This window comes from Shewanella submarina, from assembly GCF_042646185.1.
Lineage (GTDB): Bacteria > Pseudomonadota > Gammaproteobacteria > Enterobacterales > Shewanellaceae > Shewanella > Shewanella corallii.
This window is the reverse complement of record NZ_JBHRTD010000015.1, coordinates 47,424-66,864: the sequence shown is the minus strand read 5'-3', so window position 1 is coordinate 66,864 and position 19,441 is coordinate 47,424. Positions and strand designations below refer to the sequence as shown.

General features: G+C 50.2%; 18 protein-coding genes. 12 read left to right on the top strand and 6 right to left on the bottom strand.

The window, feature by feature from the left end; genetic code table 11:
• Positions 1-3 precede the first annotated feature (3 nt).
• Complete coding sequence (locus tag ACFOE0_RS12095) at positions 4-462, bottom strand: cytochrome c3 family protein (RefSeq protein WP_248936967.1); 459 nt, start codon at positions 460-462, stop codon at positions 4-6.
• Positions 463-485: 23 nt separating this feature from the next.
• Positions 486-974 (bottom strand): DUF2726 domain-containing protein, encoded by a 489-nt coding sequence (locus ACFOE0_RS12090; RefSeq protein ID WP_248936968.1) that lies wholly within the window; start codon positions 972-974, stop codon positions 486-488.
• A 334-nt stretch (positions 975-1,308) separates the two neighbouring features.
• On the opposite strand from ACFOE0_RS12090, the gene ACFOE0_RS12085 reads away from it, so the two are divergent.
• Positions 1,309-2,277: a LysR family transcriptional regulator gene (locus tag ACFOE0_RS12085; protein ID WP_248936969.1), complete on the top strand. Its 969-nt coding sequence runs from the start codon at positions 1,309-1,311 to the stop codon at positions 2,275-2,277.
• Here the strand turns inward: ACFOE0_RS12085 and ACFOE0_RS12080 are convergent.
• Positions 2,249-3,241: a LysR substrate-binding domain-containing protein gene (locus ACFOE0_RS12080; RefSeq protein WP_115136394.1), complete on the bottom strand. Its 993-nt coding sequence runs from the start codon at positions 3,239-3,241 to the stop codon at positions 2,249-2,251. The two genes, ACFOE0_RS12085 and ACFOE0_RS12080, sit on opposite strands and share 29 nt — an antisense overlap.
• Positions 3,242-3,349: 108 nt before the next feature.
• On the opposite strand from ACFOE0_RS12080, the gene ACFOE0_RS12075 reads away from it, so the two are divergent.
• A complete protein-coding gene (locus ACFOE0_RS12075; protein WP_248936970.1) occupies positions 3,350-4,552 on the top strand; it encodes a multidrug effflux MFS transporter in 1,203 nt (400 codons plus the stop codon).
• 59 nt (positions 4,553-4,611) lie between these two features.
• Here ACFOE0_RS12075 and ACFOE0_RS12070 read toward each other — a convergent pair whose 3' ends face one another.
• The gene (locus ACFOE0_RS12070; RefSeq protein WP_248936971.1) at positions 4,612-5,424 is read right to left on the bottom strand and encodes a putative porin; all 813 of its coding nucleotides are present in this window, start codon (positions 5,422-5,424) and stop codon (positions 4,612-4,614) included.
• A 169-nt stretch (positions 5,425-5,593) separates the two neighbouring features.
• On the opposite strand from ACFOE0_RS12070, the gene ACFOE0_RS12065 reads away from it, so the two are divergent.
• The gene (locus ACFOE0_RS12065; RefSeq protein ID WP_248936972.1) at positions 5,594-6,208 is read left to right on the top strand and encodes a tRNA-uridine aminocarboxypropyltransferase; all 615 of its coding nucleotides are present in this window, start codon (positions 5,594-5,596) and stop codon (positions 6,206-6,208) included.
• 5 nt (positions 6,209-6,213) lie between these two features.
• On the opposite strand, the gene ACFOE0_RS12060 is transcribed toward ACFOE0_RS12065, so the two are convergent.
• Positions 6,214-8,319 (bottom strand): putative bifunctional diguanylate cyclase/phosphodiesterase, encoded by a 2,106-nt coding sequence (locus ACFOE0_RS12060; RefSeq protein ID WP_248936973.1) that lies wholly within the window; start codon positions 8,317-8,319, stop codon positions 6,214-6,216.
• Between the two features lie 358 nt (positions 8,320-8,677).
• Between ACFOE0_RS12060 and ACFOE0_RS12055 the strand changes: the two genes are divergently transcribed.
• The 7 genes from ACFOE0_RS12055 (at position 8,678) to ACFOE0_RS12025 (ending at position 15,719) form a co-directional block, all read left to right on the top strand.
• Positions 8,678-10,318, top strand: coding sequence for an EAL domain-containing protein (locus ACFOE0_RS12055; RefSeq protein WP_248936974.1), 1,641 nt, complete (start codon positions 8,678-8,680; stop codon positions 10,316-10,318).
• Positions 10,269-10,592 (top strand): hypothetical protein, encoded by a 324-nt coding sequence (locus ACFOE0_RS12050; protein WP_380712050.1) that lies wholly within the window; start codon positions 10,269-10,271, stop codon positions 10,590-10,592. The genes ACFOE0_RS12055 and ACFOE0_RS12050 overlap by 50 nt, the downstream gene beginning before the upstream one ends.
• 21 nt (positions 10,593-10,613) lie before the next feature.
• Entirely contained in the window at positions 10,614-11,273 is a 660-nt protein-coding gene (locus ACFOE0_RS12045) for a class I SAM-dependent methyltransferase (protein ID WP_248937039.1), read from the top strand.
• Between the two features lie 182 nt (positions 11,274-11,455).
• Complete coding sequence (locus ACFOE0_RS12040) at positions 11,456-12,781, top strand: M16 family metallopeptidase (protein ID WP_248936976.1); 1,326 nt, start codon at positions 11,456-11,458, stop codon at positions 12,779-12,781.
• Positions 12,782-12,783: 2 nt separating this feature from the next.
• Positions 12,784-14,208, top strand: coding sequence for a M16 family metallopeptidase (locus ACFOE0_RS12035; protein ID WP_380712048.1), 1,425 nt, complete (start codon positions 12,784-12,786; stop codon positions 14,206-14,208).
• Positions 14,209-14,665: 457 nt separating this feature from the next.
• Positions 14,666-15,238, top strand: coding sequence for a hypothetical protein (locus ACFOE0_RS12030; RefSeq protein WP_248936978.1), 573 nt, complete (start codon positions 14,666-14,668; stop codon positions 15,236-15,238).
• Positions 15,239-15,266: 28 nt separating this feature from the next.
• Positions 15,267-15,719 (top strand): hypothetical protein, encoded by a 453-nt coding sequence (locus ACFOE0_RS12025; RefSeq protein WP_248936979.1) that lies wholly within the window; start codon positions 15,267-15,269, stop codon positions 15,717-15,719.
• Here ACFOE0_RS12025 and trmL read toward each other — a convergent pair.
• Positions 15,714-16,178, bottom strand: coding sequence for a tRNA (uridine(34)/cytosine(34)/5-carboxymethylaminomethyluridine(34)-2'-O)-methyltransferase TrmL (trmL, locus tag ACFOE0_RS12020; RefSeq protein ID WP_248936980.1), 465 nt, complete (start codon positions 16,176-16,178; stop codon positions 15,714-15,716). The genes ACFOE0_RS12025 and trmL overlap by 6 nt on opposite strands.
• Positions 16,179-16,396: 218 nt before the next feature.
• Between trmL and ACFOE0_RS12015 the strand changes: the two genes are divergently transcribed.
• Both ACFOE0_RS12015 and ACFOE0_RS12010 read left to right on the top strand, forming a co-directional pair.
• On the top strand, positions 16,397-17,377 hold the full coding sequence (locus tag ACFOE0_RS12015) for an MDR family oxidoreductase (RefSeq protein WP_248936981.1): 981 nt from the start codon (positions 16,397-16,399) through the stop codon (positions 17,375-17,377).
• A 555-nt stretch (positions 17,378-17,932) separates the two neighbouring features.
• Positions 17,933-19,438: a flavocytochrome c gene (locus ACFOE0_RS12010; RefSeq protein WP_248936982.1), complete on the top strand. Its 1,506-nt coding sequence runs from the start codon at positions 17,933-17,935 to the stop codon at positions 19,436-19,438.
• Positions 19,439-19,441 lie beyond the last annotated feature (3 nt).

The following is a 19,441-nucleotide window of genomic DNA, read 5'->3' as shown; positions in this document are numbered from 1 at the left end:
GACTCAATCCTGTTTGCTTTGGTGACACTGCTGACACATCGCGGCTCTGTCTGCCTGGGTTACGCTCATCATGGGGTCGTCCGCCGGGTGCAATTGGTGACACTGACTGCAACTAACCTTGTTGGAGTGCACATTGTGGGTCCACTCCAGGGTTCCAAGAGCTTGTGAGTCGTGGCACTCAATACAGGGCTTAACCTGAGTTTCGGCGGGGGTGGCAGCATTGAACACCACAAGATCTGACGCTTTTCTTGGGTGTCCCTGCTTTTCACCATGACAATCTACGCAACTGACAGTGAGGTCTGAGTTCCCATGTATTCCCTGCATGGTGCCGTTGCGTTTGTGGCACTTCATGCAGGGGCTTTTGTGGATCTCTGACATTGCCGCAGAGCTGGACTCTTTTGCCTGAACCGGCAGCCAGGAAAGCAGGCTGACCAAGGCGACTAACAAAGGTAATCTAGACATCTTTGGTCCCTCTGCGGAGTCGGTCAGGCAGCTAAAGCTGTGCGGATTGCAGTTAAATCACAGGGAGAGTCCTTGCGTATCTGAATGTGATTAATATTGAACTTGGTAAATACATTCTGCAGGAATGAGCTTCTTTCCAGATCCTGCTCATCGGTAATCACAAGTTTAATTTCAGATGAGTCATGGTCGATGACTACATAATCAATGGTACAGTTATGCAGCACTGACTTTAGGTCATCGTTATCCTGTACTTCCACCAGATCGTCCATCTTCAGGCCGTACAACACGTCATATTTGCCGCTGGATACACCGTTCAGGTCGTGGATGTAGTTCAGTACCTGCTTATTACAGAACTGAGGCTTATTTATAATATTGATTTGGCCATCACTGATACTCATGTCCTTTTTAAAGAACTTAATGCAGGTTAATACAAATGATATAGTGACAAATGGCACAATCAAAAAAAGTACGAAATACATAAATGCATAGCTGGCTATTACTGATGTGCTCATAATAATTTCCTCCATCCTGGTACGAGTCACTCGTAAATATAAATATCAGAAATTAAATATTGTCAGTATTCTTTATCTCAAAATCATGATCCCCAATATATTGTTATTTATGACAATGTGCGGCTCAAGATTTACGGAATACTATGGAGTTATTTGTGGAATATATAAGTCTAAAACCAGAATTGCAGAACTGAGAATACTTGCGCTAAGTGTATAGTGATAAAGGCTTTATTAGTAAGTTGTTGTGGTGCTCAATATTTTTCGATATCTGTTGCTTTGGTTGGATTGTTGATTAAAATTCAGAAAAGGGGAGAGAGGTTCAAGGAATAGAAAAATGCTCGGTAAAGAAATTGATATTGAGAAAATTGATTTACTCAGTTTGAGTATCTTAGTTTTACTTTATGAAAATAAGTCGGCAACCATGACATCTAAAGCGTTAAGAATTCCAGCGCCTAAAATTAGTCGTTGCTTAAAACAGCTTAGAGATACCTTTGGTAATGAGCTGTTTGTTCGGCAAAGGTATGGTATGCATCCCAATGAGTTTGCCGATCAGCTTTACCCAATCGCCCGTAATATTATTGATACTGCCAAGGCTTTCAATCGACTGGATCCCAATATCATCAAGTCCAGGCAGGATTACCCTATCGCCATTCCCGACGCGATCAGCTGCACCATGATGCGTTCGCTGATCAATCTGGTGCATGACAAAGAACACCCCATAGGCATCTCCCTGGAGCTTTGGAACGGTAACTCCATCAATGAGGTACTGAACGGCAACCTTAGCTTTGCGGTATCCTGCCACTATTCCCTGGAGCAGTTGCAGGCCTACAGCGACAAGCTGGACGTGATTCCCATCAAGTCGATGGAAAACCTGTATGTGTTGTCCCGGGAAGGGCACAGCATTCTGGACTCAGATATCAGCTTTGAACGCATTGCCGAATATCCCTTTGTTTACACTGAGTTTGGTAAGCCTGAAGAGAGAGCCAGCGCATTCCAGCGGTTCTGTCTGGGGGAAGGGATCCCTCTGCATACTGAGATAACCATACGTAATGTCGCTTCCCTGATTGATTATTTGCTTAACAGTGATGCGCTGGCACTGACCTCTTACAGTTCGCTTTACGACAAGTTTTCAGAAATACCTACGCTGCACTCCTGCCAGTTGGCTCACCGGGAAACCCGCAGATTGCTGGATAAGTTCCCCTGTTCAACCCTGTTTCTGGTGAGACAAAAGGGTATCCGCGATGCCAATCTGGACTGGCTGGTGGATAGAGTTATCAGTCTGATTCAGGCAAATCTGAACTGACCAAATCGCTGTTCACCACCTGGTCCACCTTGGCCAGGATGGTTTGTTTCAGCCATTGATGGCCTGGGTCACTGTTATTACGGCTATGCCACAGCAGCACATAGGCTAATGGAATAAAGTCTATGGGCAGGGGCAACAGCACCAGCGGGTATAGCTTGCAGGCATGGCGGGCAAAGCTGGAGGGCAGGGTAAATACCAGATCGCTGTGGGCACAAATACTCACAGCGCCATAGAAATCCGGCACAGTAGCACTCAGGTGGCGTCTCTGGTTGGACTTGGCCAGGTGATAATCCAGTGCCCACCACTCATTACCTTCACACCTTACCTGCACATGGGACTGGCTCAGATAATAATCCAGATCCCAGTATCCGGCCGCCTGTGCCTGTAGTGCCGGGTGCCCCTCTCTGACCAAACACACCTGTTTGTCGGTAAACAGGGTTTCGTGCTCTATCCCTTCCGCCAGGTTCTCCACTTTAAAGCGGGAGTGTGGGTGCAAATCCCGTCCGGCAATGGCAAAGTCCAGTTGTCCCAATACCAGATCCTGCATGGAGTTTTCGGTCCACACATAGCTGTTAAGGCGGATATTGGGCGCGGCCTTCAGTAGAGGGCCAATAAACTGAGGAACCAATGTCTCATAGGTGCTTTCTACCATGGCCAGTGAGAACTGGCGCTCGCTGGAGGCAGGTACAAATCCGGGGGGCTGAGTCAGTTCGTATAGCTTTTCCAGCGTACCGGGCAGGCGTTCGGCAATCTGTAACGCGTGGGCCGTAGGCTTAAGTCCACGGGCCGTACGTTGAAACAGGGGGTCGCCAAGCATCTCACGCAAGCGGGTGAGATTTTTGCTCAGAGCGGATTGGGTCAGGTGTAAACGCCGGGCAGCCCGGGTGACGCTTTGCTCTTCCAACAGAACCTGAAGTACCACCAACAGGTTGAGATCGACTCTGGCAAGGTTGTCCAGTTTCACAGATATTCCTCTGAGGAATTTTTATTTAGGAATATATATCATTTCTGTTCATACCTTGTCGCAACTAAAATACCCCTATTCCAATAAACTAATCGTTACGAGAACCCGATGAGACCCGGATTGTTACCACTTTTAATGTCAATTGTGCTGCTCAGCCCTCTGGCAATTGATATTTATCTGCCTTCCATGCCGGCAATGGCGGCGGAGTTTAATGTGTCTGACAGTGATGTGCAGTCCACTCTGGTGCTGTTTCTTGCGGCCATGGGTATAGGCCAGATAGTGATTGGGCCTATTGCGGATAAGTTTGGCCGTCGCCCTGTGGTGCTGGGTGGTTTGTGTTTCTACATCTTATCCAGTCTGTTGGCTGTGTTTGCCCTCGAGTTCTCTTTGCTGCAGCTGGCCCGGGTACTACAGGGATTGGCCGCCTGCAGTGCATCCATTGTGGTTTTCAGCGCGGTACGGGATTGCTACAACACCAACGAAAGTGCCCGTATTTACAGCTACCTGAACGGTGCGATTTGCGTGATCCCTGCGCTGGCTCCTACTCTGGGTGGCTTGCTGGCGCTGCAGTTTGGCTGGCGGTCCAACTTCCTGTTTATGGCCGGATACGGTTTGCTGATGCTGTTTATTGTGTCATTCAAGTTTGCTGAAACCCGCCCGGCGTCCACAGACACCAGCTCCCCTTTGTATCGCTGGGGACGCTATAAGCCGGTACTCAGTAACAGTCACTTTATGTTTTATGCCATTACTTGCATGGCAGGCATGGGGGCCATTCTCAGCTATGTGTCCTATTCACCTATGTGGTTGATTGGTGAATTGGGTATTGATGAGCTGACATTCAGTGGTCTGTTTGCCCTTAATGCTGCATTTAATATCGCCGCCTGTTTCGGTGCGCCAATCGTGATCCGCAGATTAGGCAACCGACCCACAGTGATTCTGGCGCTGGCCCTGATCCTGGTGGCGGGATTGGCTGAGTTGGTACTGTACCGACTGGGCGTAGTGGCAGGAATGGCGGGCGCCATGGCTTATATGTTGCCTATGATTCTGTTGTGTATCGGTTTTGCCTTGCTGCTGGGACCGGCGACGTCCATGGCGCTGGCTCCTTTTGGCGACCGAGCAGGTACTGCCGCGGCCATGTTGGGCTTTTTCCAGATGAGTGGTGCTGCTTTGCTGACTGCGCTGCTGCAGCAAACCGGTTTGCCTGCCCCGGTCGCTGTGGGCGGTATGATGACTCTGCTGAGTGCCTTGTTGCTGACCGTAATGCGACTTGAGCGATTTGCCCGTTGGCACAGAGAGCCGGTTGCCCAGTAAAACCCACAAGTAAAAGAAAGGCCTGCATTTGCAGGCCTTTTTGTTTATTCAGCAGCGGTTTAGAACCTGGCGGTCACTGCCACGTTGATTCCCCAGGCATCTACATCTGAATTTAATTCAGTATAGGCGCCTGTTTGTAGTGAGAAGGTATTGCCTAAAGGCAGCCAATAATCAAGGGATGCTGCGTAAAAGGTATCTGAACCTGCATGTTCAGGGTCTATGTATGTGGCGTTGAGTCCCAGAGACAGAGATTTAGTCAGGTACCAGTCGGCGAAGGCCGATGCTGAGTTGGTTTCAGTCGAATATTCAACACTGCCAAAGCGGCTTTTTGAATCTGCATTTTGGTATTTTATTCCTGCGTCGATTCCCAGGGTAGTTGGCAGTTCAAACCAGCTTCTCGCTTCAATACCCCATGCGTCAGTTTCTGAATCGTAGTTTTGGTTAAATTCTGCATGTGTATACGTTAGTGCAATTTCGGTGTTGGCATTCAGGTAGTAACCAATCGCAAGGGCGAGCGTTCCATTGTCTGAGAAATGATCTATATCTCCGCCGTAGTTGCCTCTGACAAACAATTTAGTGTCGCTGACCCAAGTGCCACCAATGGCTGCGAAATTATATTCACTGCCGGAAGTTGCAAAGGACGCATCGACACGAGAGGATTGCGCCAGAAAAGCATTGAGGGCATAGGGTGAGTCAGTTCTGACTTTATCGAAGAAGTAGCTGTAGTTGATATTGCCGGAGTCATCACTGCCATCGTTATAATCAACATATGAGTAACCCAAGCTGGCCTGATGTTGGAAATCCTGTGCATGGAGGGGGGAAGTTGCTGTCAGGAGAGCAAAGCCGACAATAAACGGATAAGATTGTTTCATATCGAGTCCTTTCACTGATTAAATCCATTGATTTCTGAGTTTCAGCTAAATTAGCACGCTGAAGACACCTCGCATGCTAGCCCTGCGCCAGGGAAAACTGAATAGGAATAAAGGCTATTGTTTGGTATGTATGGCCTTGTTTTATGCTATTGGAGTAATGCTTCTGTCTATGTTAAAACGCCCCCATTGTCCCCACTGTGATTACCCACTGAATGCCTGCCTGTGCCACGCCATATCGCCGATACAGAGTGACACCCGGGTGGTGGTTTTGCAGCATCCCAGCGAAGTAGCCCATGCCAAGAACAGTGTCAGGTTGTTGAGCCGGGTTTTGACTGATTGCGAGTTGGTCGTGGGGGAGAGAGAGCAGGACTTCAGTGCAGTCAGAGATCGATTATTGCAGGACAGGGAGAATACTCTGGTGCTGTACCCGGCCGATGCCAGCATTGAGCTCGCCGCTGTGGCTGACAGTAAGGCTAGTTCTGTTAACCCTGTGAATCTGGTGGTGATTGATGGTACCTGGCGTAAAGCGCTGAAGATCTACAAGCTTAACCCCTGGTTAGCTGAGCTGCAGGCTGTGCATCTGGGTGAGAATTATCAGGGACGTTACCGTATTCGCAAGGCAAAACGGCCTGACAGTTTATCGACCTTGGAGGCGACGGCCTATGCCCTGGCGGAACTTGAGCCCGGGCTGGAAGTTCAGCCTTTATTCCGGGCCTTTGATGCCATGGTGGAGCGTCAGTTGGCTGCTATGCCTGAAGCGGTCAGGCAACGTTACCATGATTGAAAATATCAGGAGTGAAGGAAGCGGTTGCTGAATGCTCCGGCATCCATGGGTTCGCCAAACAGATAACCCTGTCCGTAGCCTCCTCCCATTGTCTGCAGCAGGCTTTGTTGCTCATGGCTTTCGACCCCTTCGGCGATATAGATGATGTCCAACGCCCGGGCGAGTTGTACCACGGCAGCAAACAGTTTCTGCCCCTGGGGATCACCCAGTTGTTGGGCAAACTCTGCATCGATTTTCAGGCTATCGATAGGCAAGCTGCCCAATCTACTCAGTGATGATAATCCAGTGCCAAAGTCGTCAATGGCGATATGAACGCCCATCTCCCTCAGTTGAACCAGTACGCCTTTGGCCTGCAAAGGCTGTCGCAACAGAGTGGATTCGGTGATCTCCAGAATCAGTGATTCAGCGGGCAGACTCGCCTTGGCCAAAGCATGACTGACCATGTCCACAAAATCAGGGTGTTCCAATTGCAGTGGCGATATATTGACTGAGATATTCAGCGGCTTGCCTGATGTCTCTCGCCATTTGGCGGCCTGTCGGCAAGCTTGCTCCAGTACCCATTGTCCCACCTTGACTATCATGCCTGTCTCTTCCAATTGAGGCAGAAAATCCCGGGCATCCAGTAAAGTGTGTTCATCTTTTTGCCAGCGCAACAGGGCTTCTGCCGCGATAACATGGCCCGTGTCCAGATCCACAATTCCCTGATAAGCCAGGGAGAACTGGCGCAGGCCCATGGCATGGCGCAGGTTGTTGATAAACTTAATCTTACGCTCCGCTTCCTGCTGCATATCAGCGCTGTAAAACTGAATATGGGATCTGTGCTTCTTGGCACTGTACATGGCGGTATCGGCCAGTGAGATCAGCTGCGCGGCCTGGTCGCTGTGCTCTGGAAACAGGGCGATGCCTATACTGGTGCCGAGAAAGAATTTCTGTCCTTCCAACTCAAAGGGGACATCAAACAGCCCCAGTACTTCCCGGGCAACCGTTTCCACCTGCTGCTGATCACGGCAGTCTTCCAAAAGCAGGGTAAATTCATCGCCCCCAAGGCGTGCTATCTCAGCCTCCCCAATACAGTGAGCCTCCAGACGGGCAGCAACAAGCTGCAGTACCCGATCGCCAACGCCATGGCCGAAACTGTCATTAATGTTCTTAAAACCATTTAGATCCATAAACATCAAGGCGCCAAACTTGGAAGGGTCCTGCCTGTGTCTTTCCAGCGCCTGGTTCAGCAGCTTGGTCAGTTGATAGCGGTTGGGCAGGCCGGTCAGGGCATCGGACATTGCCTGCTCAGTCAGCCTTTGTTGCTGCTGTTTACGGGCGCTGATATCGCTGAAGCGGGTGATCAGGTAAATACGACCATCCAGAGAGTCTATCCGGCTGGTTGACAGTTGAACCGGGTAAATCGAGCCATCGGCACGTTTTTTCTGTAACTCTCCCTGCCAACTTCCCCTGGCAGCCAGGGCTTGTTGAAACTCCTGTTCAGAATCTGAGGTATAGCTGTCGGCATTGAGGAAGCCTGGCTGTTGGCCAATCAGTTGCTCGCAGCTGTAACCACAGGTACGGGACATCGCCATATTGGCTGCCAGAATGCGGTTGTCTTCGCCTGTGATATAAATGGCCTCCTCACTGTGCTCCAGCACGCTGGACAGGACATCCGGCGGCAGCTGTTTGAAACCATGCTCAATGGGATCCCTTTGTTGACGCCTGCGCTCTATCGGGGTGATAACCAGCAGGATCACAGGATGCTGCTTGAGAATGCAGGGCCATAAGGTCAGTCGGGTGGGCTTTTCATTGTCGCCATCCTGGAGCAGCCATTCCATATGCACTTTATCACCGTCCATGGCCCGATAGATGGCATCCCGGGCGGCGTCTTTACTGGACACTCCTGAGTGCTGACGTCCGGGGGAAAGAGTGGACAGTGAGTGACGACTCAGCTGATGCCAGCTTAGCTGGAAGAAATCCAGACAAGCCTGATTGGCACCGATAAAACTGTCGCCATCGAGCAGCGCAAAAGGTTGTTTCTCAGGAACGGCGCGAATGCTCGCCAGCTGTTGCTCAATGGCCAGACTTTCGGCGCAAAGGGAGTGCAGTTGTTGGGACCATTGAGACATTAATTACTTTTCCATCAATATGTTATTGCATCAAAGATGATGCATTTCTGGATAGCTTCCTTGAGAACTGGGTAAAAGGTAAACGCTTTTACTGCCAGACTCAATGTTGCTTCCTAATTTTTTGTTATTTTTTCAGAGGTTAAGATATCTATCCCTGGTTTTAACTGCTTCCTGAACCATGCTTTGGGTAAGAGTCGCTAAAACCTCTGTTTTTTAGATTGAAGACGTACTTATTGTTCTGTGTTTTTGGTTGTTCGCCTATCTTGATCGCGCTTTTAATCAGCACCTTTGAGATTTTTGTTTATCAGCTGTATAAAGGCGCTCCCGCAGTTGTTTCTGTTTTACTCTGGTACTTCACTTGTCTGTCGCCCGTATTAAATCCACCTTTGCCATGATTCTGGCATTTTCCCTGTCTTTGCTGTCTCTGTTTGGATTCGCTTATTACCAAATCCTTAAAGAAGTAAGGGCAGATGCCAAATCTGCGATGCAGTACATAGAGCACAGGCTGGATGAGGCTGTCAGCAGCGTGAAAGAGCTCGACCATTTGCCGTATCAGAAGTGTGATATGGACGGACAGATTTTGCTGAGAGATTTTTTCTATGATCATCTCAACAGCGGTTTGTTTCTGGTTCGCAGGCTCGAAGGTGAAGCCTGGCATTACTGCTCAATGTTTGGCTCAGTTGAGTTCAATGTCGAAGCTGGACTTAAAATCAAGCCCCTGCTGGCAAACAACGAAGAGCGGGTATTGCTTGCTATGGCAAAATACCAGAGAGAAGGGGAAGAGCGATATAACCTGTTTGTCGGATATCTGGGTGATGAAAAGATCAGCTCAGTACGGATGATCAAGCCGGAGAAGTTCACCTTCTTTGAGGATGACAAGCGCAATTGCCGCCGGGTTGAAGTGAAGCTGAATAACGGTGACTCGGTGCTGACCATAGGAGATTACAAAGGCCGGGCGATTGAAAACGTCAAGACTGAGAGCGACAGGTATCCGGTGCACCTGACCTCGGCGATTGCCGGGAAGCGGGTCTATGACAGGGCGCTGGAGTTGGCACTGCTGTTTTTGCCTATCTATGTATTGCTGTTCTGGCTTTGTGGTTACTTAATTCGCCTGGTGGGCAAAGCGCGTCTGAGTATGGGATATCGCCTCTATCAGGCGGTACGCAAGCAGGAGTTGGTGGCGTTTTATCAGCCGGTTGTTGATGTTTCCACCATGGAAATTGTCGGGGCGGAAGCCCTGATCCGTTGGGTAAAGGATGATGGGACTGTTGAGCAGCCCGGTCGCTTTATTAATGAGCTGGAACAAAGCGAATTGATTACCCAGGTGACCCGCAGCATGCTGCAGCAGATCCCGCGCGATTTAACGTCTATTCTGTCACAGGCTAGAAACTTTCGCTGCAGCGTGAACCTGGTGCCGAGGCACCTGGAAACGGATGTGCTGGCAGACGATATGGAGCGCTGGGCAAAAGAGGGTTATCCCTGCAGCCAGATAGCGCTTGAGATTACTGAACGACTGCCTTTAACTCAGCTTAAACGGGCGCAGGCATCCATCGACAGGTTACGTAAGCTCGGCATTTGCATTGAGCTGGATGATGCCGGTACAGGTTATGGGGGCGCTTCCTATTTGCAGGAGCTGCATATCGACGTCATGAAAATAGATAAGTTATTTGTCGATACTCTGCTGCTGCCCGGCAACCGTAGTCAGGTGTTGGATGCGTACCTGCAGATGGGGCAGGCGCTGGATTTGGAGATTATCGCCGAAGGGGTGGAGACTCAGGAGCAATCCGATGCACTGCTGGCGAAAGGCGTACGCTTCCAGCAGGGATATCTGTTCTCCGGGCCTTTGTCGGCGAAAGACTTTGTGTCATTCTGGCAGCAAAGGTGCAGTGGCGGCAGCTGCCGGATTTTTGATGGTATCCATGGGAGGGAAAGAGATGCGCAAGGGATTGATGATAGTTATTTTGAGCCTGATGACAGTGAGTCCAGGGTGGGCCGCTGACCGTAAGCCAAAATTGAAAATGTCACCTGAGACTGCGCGTCCCCTTGAGTGGGAAGCGCAGCAGTTGGAAAAGGCGCGTAAGGCGGCCGCTGACACCCGCGACAGAGAACAGAAAGTACTGAAGCGCCAGCAGTCAGGTGACTGGGAACAGGCTCAAAAAGAAAAGGCTCAACAGGCGGCTGATGCCAGAGCTTCCCGGGAGCAGAAATATCTGCAACAGGCTCGCGATGCCGCGGCGAAAGACCGTAAAATAGAGGACAAGTCAGATCAATAATCAGTGAACCCAGTGTCTTCTATCTCCTATTACTGTCCGCTGTGCCACAGTAAACAGCTCTCTCATTTTTGTCAGGATAAGCGCCGTCACTATTTCCGCTGTAATGTGTGCGCTTTGGTGAGTGTGCCCCCGAGCCAGCATTTGAGCGCGGAAGCGGAAAAAGCTGAATACGACAAGCATGACAATTCAGTGGCTGATGAGGGTTACAAGACATTCTTACGGCGCACCTGGGATCCACTGAAAAGCAGTTTGCAGCAAGGTCATGGTCCGGATCTGTCCGCTCTACAGGGGCTGGATTTTGGCTGTGGTGAGGGCGCGGTGCTAAGCCAGTTGGCCGCCGGTGATGGCGCACTGATGGCCAATTACGATCTCTATTATCATCCGGATACTCAAGTGCTTGAACGCAGGTATGACTTTATCACCATGACAGAGGTGATAGAGCATATTGCTGATGCGGCAGCCATAATCGACAAGCTGGATACCTTGCTTAAGCCGGGTGGCACGCTGGCAGTCATGACCAAGCGGGTACTGGATGCCGATGCCTTCAGTCGCTGGCATTACAAAAACGATCTTACCCATATCTGTTTCTATTCCGACGAAACATTCCATTGGCTCGCCAGGCGACAGGGTTGGCACTGTGACCTGGTTGCTGCTGACGTGGTATTGCTGCACAAACCCTGATACTCAGGCTTTGCTGTCTGATGGTGCCACTTAGGGGGGCCCTGTCCGCTCTACCTTCACTGTCACCATTGATTACAAAAAAATCGGTAAGCGGTTAAATTTTCTCCTTGATTAACAATGCGCCTTGGCTTTTTATGGTGCATTGGAATTGATGCCTTATGGCAAATACACAAGGACTGACGATGAAACCTTTATGGATTGGCCTGTCTCTGGCTGCGGCCATCGGCATGGGGGAATCCAGGGCGACCACAGCTGAGGATATTGCCAGCTTTACCCTGGATAATGGCATGAAAATTATGGTGTTGGAGGATGATTCTATTCCCAATGCCAATATGTACCTGTTCTGGAAAGTGGGTTCCAGAAACGAAGTCCCCGGCATTACCGGCATTTCTCATTTCTTCGAACATATGATGTTCAATGGGTCCGAAAAGTATGGTCCCAAGATGTTTGACCGCACCATGGAAGCCGCTGGTGGTGCCAACAACGCTTACACCACGGAAAATATCACTGTTTATACCAATTGGTTCCCGGCGGGAGCCCTGGAAACCATTTTTGATCTCGAGGCAGACAGAATTGCCGATCTGGATATCAATGCAGAGATGGTGGAAAGCGAACGTGGTGTAGTGGCCTCGGAGCGCCTGACCGGATTGGAAAATTCCAACTGGCGAGTGATACAGGAAGAGGTGAAAGGTGCCGCTTTCCGTGCTCACCCTTACTCCTGGTCTGTTATCGGTCATGAGTCCGATATCGCCGCCTGGACGCTGGAAGATCTGCAGCAGTATCACAAGACTTATTACGCGCCCAACAACGCTGTGGTGGTGATTGCCGGTGATGTGAAGCTGGATGAAGTGAAACAGCTGGCGACCGAGTATTTTGCCCCAATTCCTGCTCAGCAGCCCCCCAGAGAAGTGAAGACTGTCGAGCCCGAGCAGAAGGGCGAGCGTCGGGTGTTTGTTAAAAAGGCGTCTGTCAGTACCCCAAATGTGATGCTGGCTTACCATGTGCCAGCGACTTCAGATCCTGATTACTATGCGCTGGATCTATTGGCTGCCATTTTGGGCGAGGGTAAAAGCTCACGTCTGTATCAGGGACTGGTGAACGAACAGTTGGCACTTGGCGCAGATACCTATATGCCCAAGACGTTTGACCCCAACCTGTTTTATTTTCTCGGTGTTGCTGCGCCCGGAGTGAGTGCCGATAAGCTGGAACAGGCGATGCTGGCTCAGGTTGCAGCAGTAGCAAAGGATGGTGTGACCCAGGACGAACTGGATAAGGTGAAGAACCTGAGGTTGATGGACTTTTACCGCACCATGGAAACCATTAACGGCAAAGCCAATACCATAGGTACCTATGAGCTGTATTTTGGTAGTTATGACAAGCTGTTTAACGCACCGGATGCCTATGCCAAAGTGACACCGGAGGATATTCAGCGAGTGGCACAAAGCTACTTTACCCGTGCCAACCGTACAGTTGGTGTTCTGGCTGCTGAGGAGGAGCAAGATCAATGAGGATGATGAAACAAGCCGTAATGTCGGCATCGGTTGCCCTGGCGCTGTCCTTAACCGCCTGCAGCGCGACTCAGTCAGCAAAGACTCAGCCAGAGCCATCCCAATCCGGCTTCCAGATGCCTGCCTATGAGCAGCTGCAGTTGAAAAATGGCCTGACACTGATGTTGATGCCACAGCATGAAGTCCCTTTGATTACCGTCAATGCCGTGGTACGTGCAGGCAGTGTTCAGGACACAAGCTCAGGTTTGGCATCGCTGACCGCTAAAAGTCTGCTGTTGGGTAACAGTCTCAAGTCAAAGGCGGATACCGAGCTGTTGGTGGATAGCCTGGGCGCCAGCCTGAATGCCAATGCAGGCAAAGAGGGGAGTTACATCAGTGCAGACTTTATGGCCCGGGACGCCAGGGTGATGTTGCCACTGATCAAAGCCGTATTGCTCGAGCCCAGTTTTGACTCTGTCGAGTTCGATAAACTGTTGCAGCGGGAAGTGGCTTCGCTGACCCGAGCAAAGGAGAGCCCCAGAGCTGTAATTGGCAACTATTTTGCTGCCCAGCTTTTTGGCGAGCACCCCTATGGCAACCCGACGTCTGGCGACAGTCAATCACTGGCCGGTATCTCCAATAAGCAGGTGAAAGCTTTTCATCAGAACTTTTATCAGCCGGCCAATACCGCCATTACGGTTGCCGGGGACTTTGAACTGGCGTCCATGAAAGCCTATCTGCAACAGCTGTTTGGTGATTGGGATACCACTTCCATGGCAACCCAGGTGGAACTGAATCCTGCGCCTGCACCGACCAAAGCCAAAGTGCTGCTGGTGGACAAGCCGGATGCCATAGAAACCACATTTGTGATTGGTGGAAAAGGGATTAGCCGTGATGACCCTGACTTTGTCGGTCTGCAGGTTATCAATACTATTCTGGGAGGACGTTTTACCTCCTGGCTCAATGATGAGCTAAGGGTCAATTCAGGCCTGACCTATGGTGCGGGGTCCCGGTTTACGCCATACCGTGATGATGGGCTGTTCTTTATCAGCACTTTCACTCAGACTGGCACGACCGCAGAAACCATAGATTTGGCATTGAAGACATACGACAGACTCTGGCAGCAAGGTATAGATCAGGCCACGCTGGATTCTGCCAAAGCCTATGTAAAAGGTCAGTTTCCGCCCAGGTATGAAACCAGTGGTCAACTGGCGGGCTTGATGGCAGACATGTATCTGTATGGGTTTGATGAAAGCTTTATCAATGACTTTGAAGCCAGCGTGAATGGCTTAACTCTGGATGATGCCAAACGACTGATTGAGAAGCACTTCCCCAGAGAGAATCTGCAGTTTGTCCTGATTGGCAATGCGGCGGAGATCGCTCCCGTTGCGGCCAGACATGGTGACGTCCGGCAGGTTGAGATGACTGCGCCGGGCTTTGCCCGATAGCTGATACGGCAGTTATACCAACTTCATTAATAGTCTGATCAATTCAGAGCGTGTCAGGGATTCTGATTCAAGGCGCATTGATTGACTAAGGGTGGCGCCCTTTAAGAGCAATGCAACACAGGAGCAGGATGCCTGACACGCTCACACAGTGCGGGTTTCAATGCACTTGATACTGTGTTGAGTCGCCTTGACATAGAACCACTATGACTTCGCCGACTCGCCTTGTCTCAAGCGCATTGAACTCCCGCTGAAACAGATCAACTATTAAATGAAATTGGTATTATAAAGGGAGCCGCAGGCTCCCTTTATTTTTGCCTATTCCGACTTTTTACAAGGTTTTTTTCCACTTACCCGTGACATTGTCGCAAGTGTTCTACACTTAATGTGTATCGAATTCCGATGATCCTGATGGAACTCTGATTGAAGTCAGGATTTAAGTGCAGACAGGGAACGGATAATGGCAGATTTGGATTTGGGACAGGGTAACCTGGATACTGCAGGGCACATCGAAGGTGCTGACCCTCATACAGTGGATTGGATCCATATACACGAGACAGTGAAGTTGTTGCTGCTGTCGATGGCGCAGATAGAGCTGACATTAACGGATGGAGACCACAATGTCACAGGCCTGGGGCTTCTCTTTACTGAGATGGCAGGGCATCTGCGTGAGGTAAATAAACACCTGAGGGATTCTCCGGATACACCGGAGGAGATTATGCAGCATGGTAATGTGCTCGAGTCAAAAATTAACGAGGGGGTGATTGCTTTCCAATTCTACGATCGCTTGTCTCAGCGCCTTGAGCACGTTGTAACTGGTCTGGAACTGGCTGAGGATATCCTGAGCGACGAAGTACGTCGTATCAAGCCTCAGTCCTGGAAGGCGATCCAGAAAGAGATAAAGATGAATTACTCTCTTGAATGTGAAAAGAAAATGTTTGATCTTGTTATCCAGGGAACCCCCCTGAGTGAAGCGCTGGCGCTTTACCGGGATGAGCATCTGGAACAAGAGGATGATATCGAACTCTTCTAAGGCACTTCTTCTTTTGGTTGTGGTTGCTATGCCAGCCACCGCAGAAAAAATCCCACTGTTTTCTATGTGTAAAGCCCTGTCAGGTCACTGGCAGGGCTCTTCTGCTGATGCCGGCCAGGCGCCCGGACAGGTGCAAATGCAGGGGGTATGTAGTGAGGATAACAGGCAGCTGTTTTTATCCGTCACTGTCGCGGGGGACAAGAGTGAATCCTGGTGGTTCAGTGATGTTGGCTCACATATCCGACTGATTATGGATAATGGCGTGGGAGAGCCTGTCGTTCGCGAGTTCAGTCTGTACCGTCAGGGCAAGGGCTTTTCCTTGCTGGGGCAGGGTCAGGTAACAGAAAGACCAGCCATGGTCAGACTGGTCTTTGATGCTCAGGATTCGGGGTGGCGCTGGTTGCAACAGGTACAGTTTCTGGATGATGACTATGCCGATTACCAGGTCCTGCGGGGGATTGAGTTACAACCCGTCTTATAACGCGCCCGGATAGTTGAGTTGGCGCAGCGCTTCATAGCTGATAATTGCCACGGCATTGGACAGATTCAGGCTGCGGCTGTCAGGCAGCATAGGGATCCGCAATCTCTGATCAGCGGGAATACTGTTGATGATATTCATGGGTAACCCACGGGACTCAGGGCCAAACAGTAAGACATCACCTTCCTGATAAGTCAGTTCTGAATGGGGTCTGCTGCCCTTGGTGGTACAGGCCATAATGCGCTTGCCAATCATAGCGGTCAGAAAGGCTTCGAAGTTTGCGTGTCGGGTGACATTGGCCATATCCCGGTAATCCAGTCCGGCCCGTCGCAGTTTTTTCTCCTCAAGATCAAAGCCCATGGGTTCAATCAGGTGAAGCTGACAACCGTTGTTGGCGCACAGTCTCATAATGTTGCCGGTATTTGGGGCGATCTCTGGTTCGTATAATGCGATGTGAAACATAGTCTGAACGTTTAAACAGCTGTAAGTTGAGGAGATTATATCACCAGCCCTGCGCCGGGTGGTTCCAGGCCGTAAAATTATGTGCCTGTCACAGCTTGGAACTGATTCCGACTGTAGTATCTTTGTTTTATTGTAGCTATCGCTAATACTCAAGCAGCCATTGCCGAGTATCAGACTTCTTTCAGTGCGCTCAGCACCTAACCCGAGAGACTCAGATTATGGTCAAAGCCCTCCTGCTCAACCAAGAAGACAAGAAAACCATTGCCCAGCTGACCGAGATTTCAATTGACGACCTGCCTCAAGGTGAGGTGTTGGTTGATGTTGCCTGCTCTTCCATTAACTACAAAGATGGTCTGGCGGTAACAGGTAAGGCACCGGTAGTGACTCAATTCCCTATGGTTCCTGGTATTGACTGCGCTGGCACCGTTATTGAGTCTACTGACGAGAGATATCAGGCTGGCGACAAAGTGATTCTGACCGGTTGGGGCGTAGGCGAAGGCCACTGGGGTGGTATGGCTGAAAAGGCCCGTTTCAAAGCTGACTGGCTGGTACCTATGCCTGCCAACTGTGATGAAACCAAAGCGATGCAGATTGGTACTGCAGGTTTGACGGCCATGCTGTGTGTACAGGCGTTGGTGGATGGTGGCGTTAAGCCAGAGTCCGGCCCTGTATTGGTTACCGGTGCCAGTGGTGGTGTAGGCAGCGTTGCCGTGACTCTATTGGCCAAGCTGGGATATGAAGTGGTTGCCAGTTCTGGTCGTGTGGAAGAGAACAGTGAGCTGCTTAAAGCGCTGGGAGCCTCAAGTGTGCTGGATCGCAGTGAGCTGGATCGTGATGCCCGTCCATTGGAGAGACAGCTGTGGGCTGGTTTGGTCGATACCGTGGGTAATAAGGTCCTGGCAACCGCGCTGTCGCAAATGAAGTATGACTCTGTTGCTGCGATTTGCGGTCTGGCCGGTGGCTTTGCTCTGCCAACAACTGTGATGCCGTTTATTCTGCGCGGTGTGCGCCTGCAGGGTATCGATTCAGTTTATTGCCCATTTGCCAAGCGTCAGGCAGCCTGGGAGCGCATTCTTGAAATCCTGCCTGAAAGCTTCTTTGCCCACGCCTGCAATGCCATCAGCCTTGAGCAGGTGGAAGAGTACGCCAACAAGATTATCCGTGGTCAGGTAACCGGGCGGGTACTGGTTAAGCTGTAATTCTGGAATATGTTGAAAGAGCGGGCTATGGCCCGCTTTTTTATATTCATGGTTAGCATGGGCTTATATATGTCGCGCTAATTGATGAATCACTTCTTTATTTTTTATTGCCAATTATGACAAATTGGAATCCATTCCATTTTCCTGCCCGATAGACAAGTTTTAATGATTCATGATGTTGTTCTTATATTTTTGAATAATTAAATCTCATCACCTTGTATTTACGCTTTATTCTCAGATTGGAAGCCATTCCAAGATTACTATCTTTTCAGACACAAGATTGAAGCCTGATAATTAACGACCTCTATATTGTCAGTGGCCAGGCGCTATTCACTTCGTCATCAAATAGTGCATTGCCCGGGGAATATTGAAAGTCTGACTGACATACCCCCTGCTTCAACTGTGTCGACAAATATAAGCTGAGTTGTTTCAGCATAAATGGATGGGGCTCAGGTGAATAACCTGAGATGGCATCGGTGGCAGCAATAATTCATCAGGCTGAATATGCAGTATGAATGATGGCTGTCCAGAGGCTTCAATTGATGAAGGTATGATATGGAAAGACGTAATTTTCTGAAAATGGCAGGTATTGGCGCCATTACCATGGGAACTGCACCCGCTGCGTTTTCAGCCACAGTATGCGACAAAGATGTGGCTTTCGATAAAAGCTACGATGTGGTGATTATCGGCTCTGGTTTTGCTGGATTGTCAGCGGCTATTGAAGCCAAGCGCAATGGTGCCAAAGATGTCGTTATCTTTGAAAAACTGTCTATGTTTGGCGGTAACTCTGCCATTAACGGCGGTCTGTTCGCTGCACCAAATACTCCTATGCAGGCCAGAGAAGGAGTTAACGATTCCATTGAAACCATGGTTCAGGATCAATTGACTGCTGGCCGTGGTATTGCTGATGAAGCTCTGTTGCGTCATGTCGCTTCCAATGCTGCCGAAGCGCTGCAGCTGACCATTGAAGCCGGTGCCGAATATCATCCATACCTGCAACAACTGGGTGGTCACTCTGTTGCCCGCACCTATCAAACCAGTGTGAGCTGTGGTGCGGGTATCACTCAGCCGTTGTTGAAAATGGCCCGTAAAGAGGGCGCTGTAACTCAAAACCGTGCCAAGTTTGAAGGTTTTATCCTGAATGCCAACAACCAGGTTGTCGGTGTGAAGATCCGTGAAGGCTATTACTTCGGTCGGGAAGACTCCGGCAAGGTGATCAATGTTAAGGCTAATCGCGGCGTCATTATGGCAACCGGCGGCTTTGCTCAGAATATCAAGCTGCGTATGGCTCAGGACCCGACCCTGAACCACGAAGTGGGCTGTACCAACGTGGAAGGTTCAACCGGTGAAGGCATGCTGGCCATGTTCAAACTGGGTGCTGTTCCCGTGCACCTGGCCCATATTCAATCCGGACCATGGGCGTCACCTGATGAAGGTGGTTTCGGTTACGTGTCCAACTACTCCATCTATAACTTCCCTCACTCAGTGGCCATTCACTGTGCCACTGGCAAGCGTTTTATGAACGAGATTGCTGACCGCAAGACTCGCGCGGACGCTGAACTGGGATGTCGTGACCAGGATGGCAATCCACTGCCTCCAATCATGATCACCAGCTATGAGCACGCCAGTCAGCACCCTAACTGTAAGAAAGTTCTCAAGTACAACGTGGGCTGGAAGTTCGACTCTCTGGAACAGATTGCCGAGCGTTTCAATGTGCCGCTGACGGCACTGGAAGAGCAGATTACCGAGTACAACGGTTATGTGAAGGCGGGCAAAGATCCTCAGTTCGGCAAGATCATGGATATGGCCAAAGACAAGTACATCAAGGCGCCATACACGGTTGTGCGCCTGTGGCCTAAAGCTCACTACTGTCAGGGCGGCGTACAGGTCAACGTGAATGCTGAGGTGCTGGACAGCATGTCAGGTGAGCACATCAAGGGCTTGTATGCTGCCGGTGAAGTGACCGGAGGTGTCCATGGTGTGTCCCGTTTGGGTTCCTGTTCCATCCCTGAATGCATGGTGATGGGTATGACCGCTGGCCGTAACGTGATGAAAGGATAAGCA

What these genes read in the sequence shown, in the direction of transcription:
- ACFOE0_RS12040 (WP_248936976.1), top strand. Translation starts at nt 11,456, where the DNA reads ATGAAACCTTTATGGATTGGCCTGTCTCTGGCTGCGGCCATCGGCATG.
- ACFOE0_RS12060 (WP_248936973.1), bottom strand. Translation starts at nt 8,319, where the DNA reads ATGTCTCAATGGTCCCAACAACTGCACTCCCTTTGCGCCGAAAGTCTG.
- ACFOE0_RS12085 (WP_248936969.1), top strand. Translation starts at nt 1,309, where the DNA reads ATGCTCGGTAAAGAAATTGATATTGAGAAAATTGATTTACTCAGTTTG.
- ACFOE0_RS12030 (WP_248936978.1), top strand. Translation starts at nt 14,666, where the DNA reads ATGGCAGATTTGGATTTGGGACAGGGTAACCTGGATACTGCAGGGCAC.
- ACFOE0_RS12090 (WP_248936968.1), bottom strand. Translation starts at nt 974, where the DNA reads ATGAGCACATCAGTAATAGCCAGCTATGCATTTATGTATTTCGTACTT.
- ACFOE0_RS12015 (WP_248936981.1), top strand. Translation starts at nt 16,397, where the DNA reads ATGGTCAAAGCCCTCCTGCTCAACCAAGAAGACAAGAAAACCATTGCC.
- trmL (WP_248936980.1), bottom strand. Translation starts at nt 16,178, where the DNA reads ATGTTTCACATCGCATTATACGAACCAGAGATCGCCCCAAATACCGGC.
- ACFOE0_RS12025 (WP_248936979.1), top strand. Translation starts at nt 15,267, where the DNA reads ATGCCAGCCACCGCAGAAAAAATCCCACTGTTTTCTATGTGTAAAGCC.
- ACFOE0_RS12050 (WP_380712050.1), top strand. Translation starts at nt 10,269, where the DNA reads ATGATAGTTATTTTGAGCCTGATGACAGTGAGTCCAGGGTGGGCCGCT.
- ACFOE0_RS12065 (WP_248936972.1), top strand. Translation starts at nt 5,594, where the DNA reads ATGTTAAAACGCCCCCATTGTCCCCACTGTGATTACCCACTGAATGCC.
- ACFOE0_RS12010 (WP_248936982.1), top strand. Translation starts at nt 17,933, where the DNA reads ATGGAAAGACGTAATTTTCTGAAAATGGCAGGTATTGGCGCCATTACC.
- ACFOE0_RS12095 (WP_248936967.1), bottom strand. Translation starts at nt 462, where the DNA reads ATGTCTAGATTACCTTTGTTAGTCGCCTTGGTCAGCCTGCTTTCCTGG.
- ACFOE0_RS12075 (WP_248936970.1), top strand. Translation starts at nt 3,350, where the DNA reads ATGAGACCCGGATTGTTACCACTTTTAATGTCAATTGTGCTGCTCAGC.
- ACFOE0_RS12070 (WP_248936971.1), bottom strand. Translation starts at nt 5,424, where the DNA reads ATGAAACAATCTTATCCGTTTATTGTCGGCTTTGCTCTCCTGACAGCA.
- ACFOE0_RS12035 (WP_380712048.1), top strand. Translation starts at nt 12,784, where the DNA reads ATGATGAAACAAGCCGTAATGTCGGCATCGGTTGCCCTGGCGCTGTCC.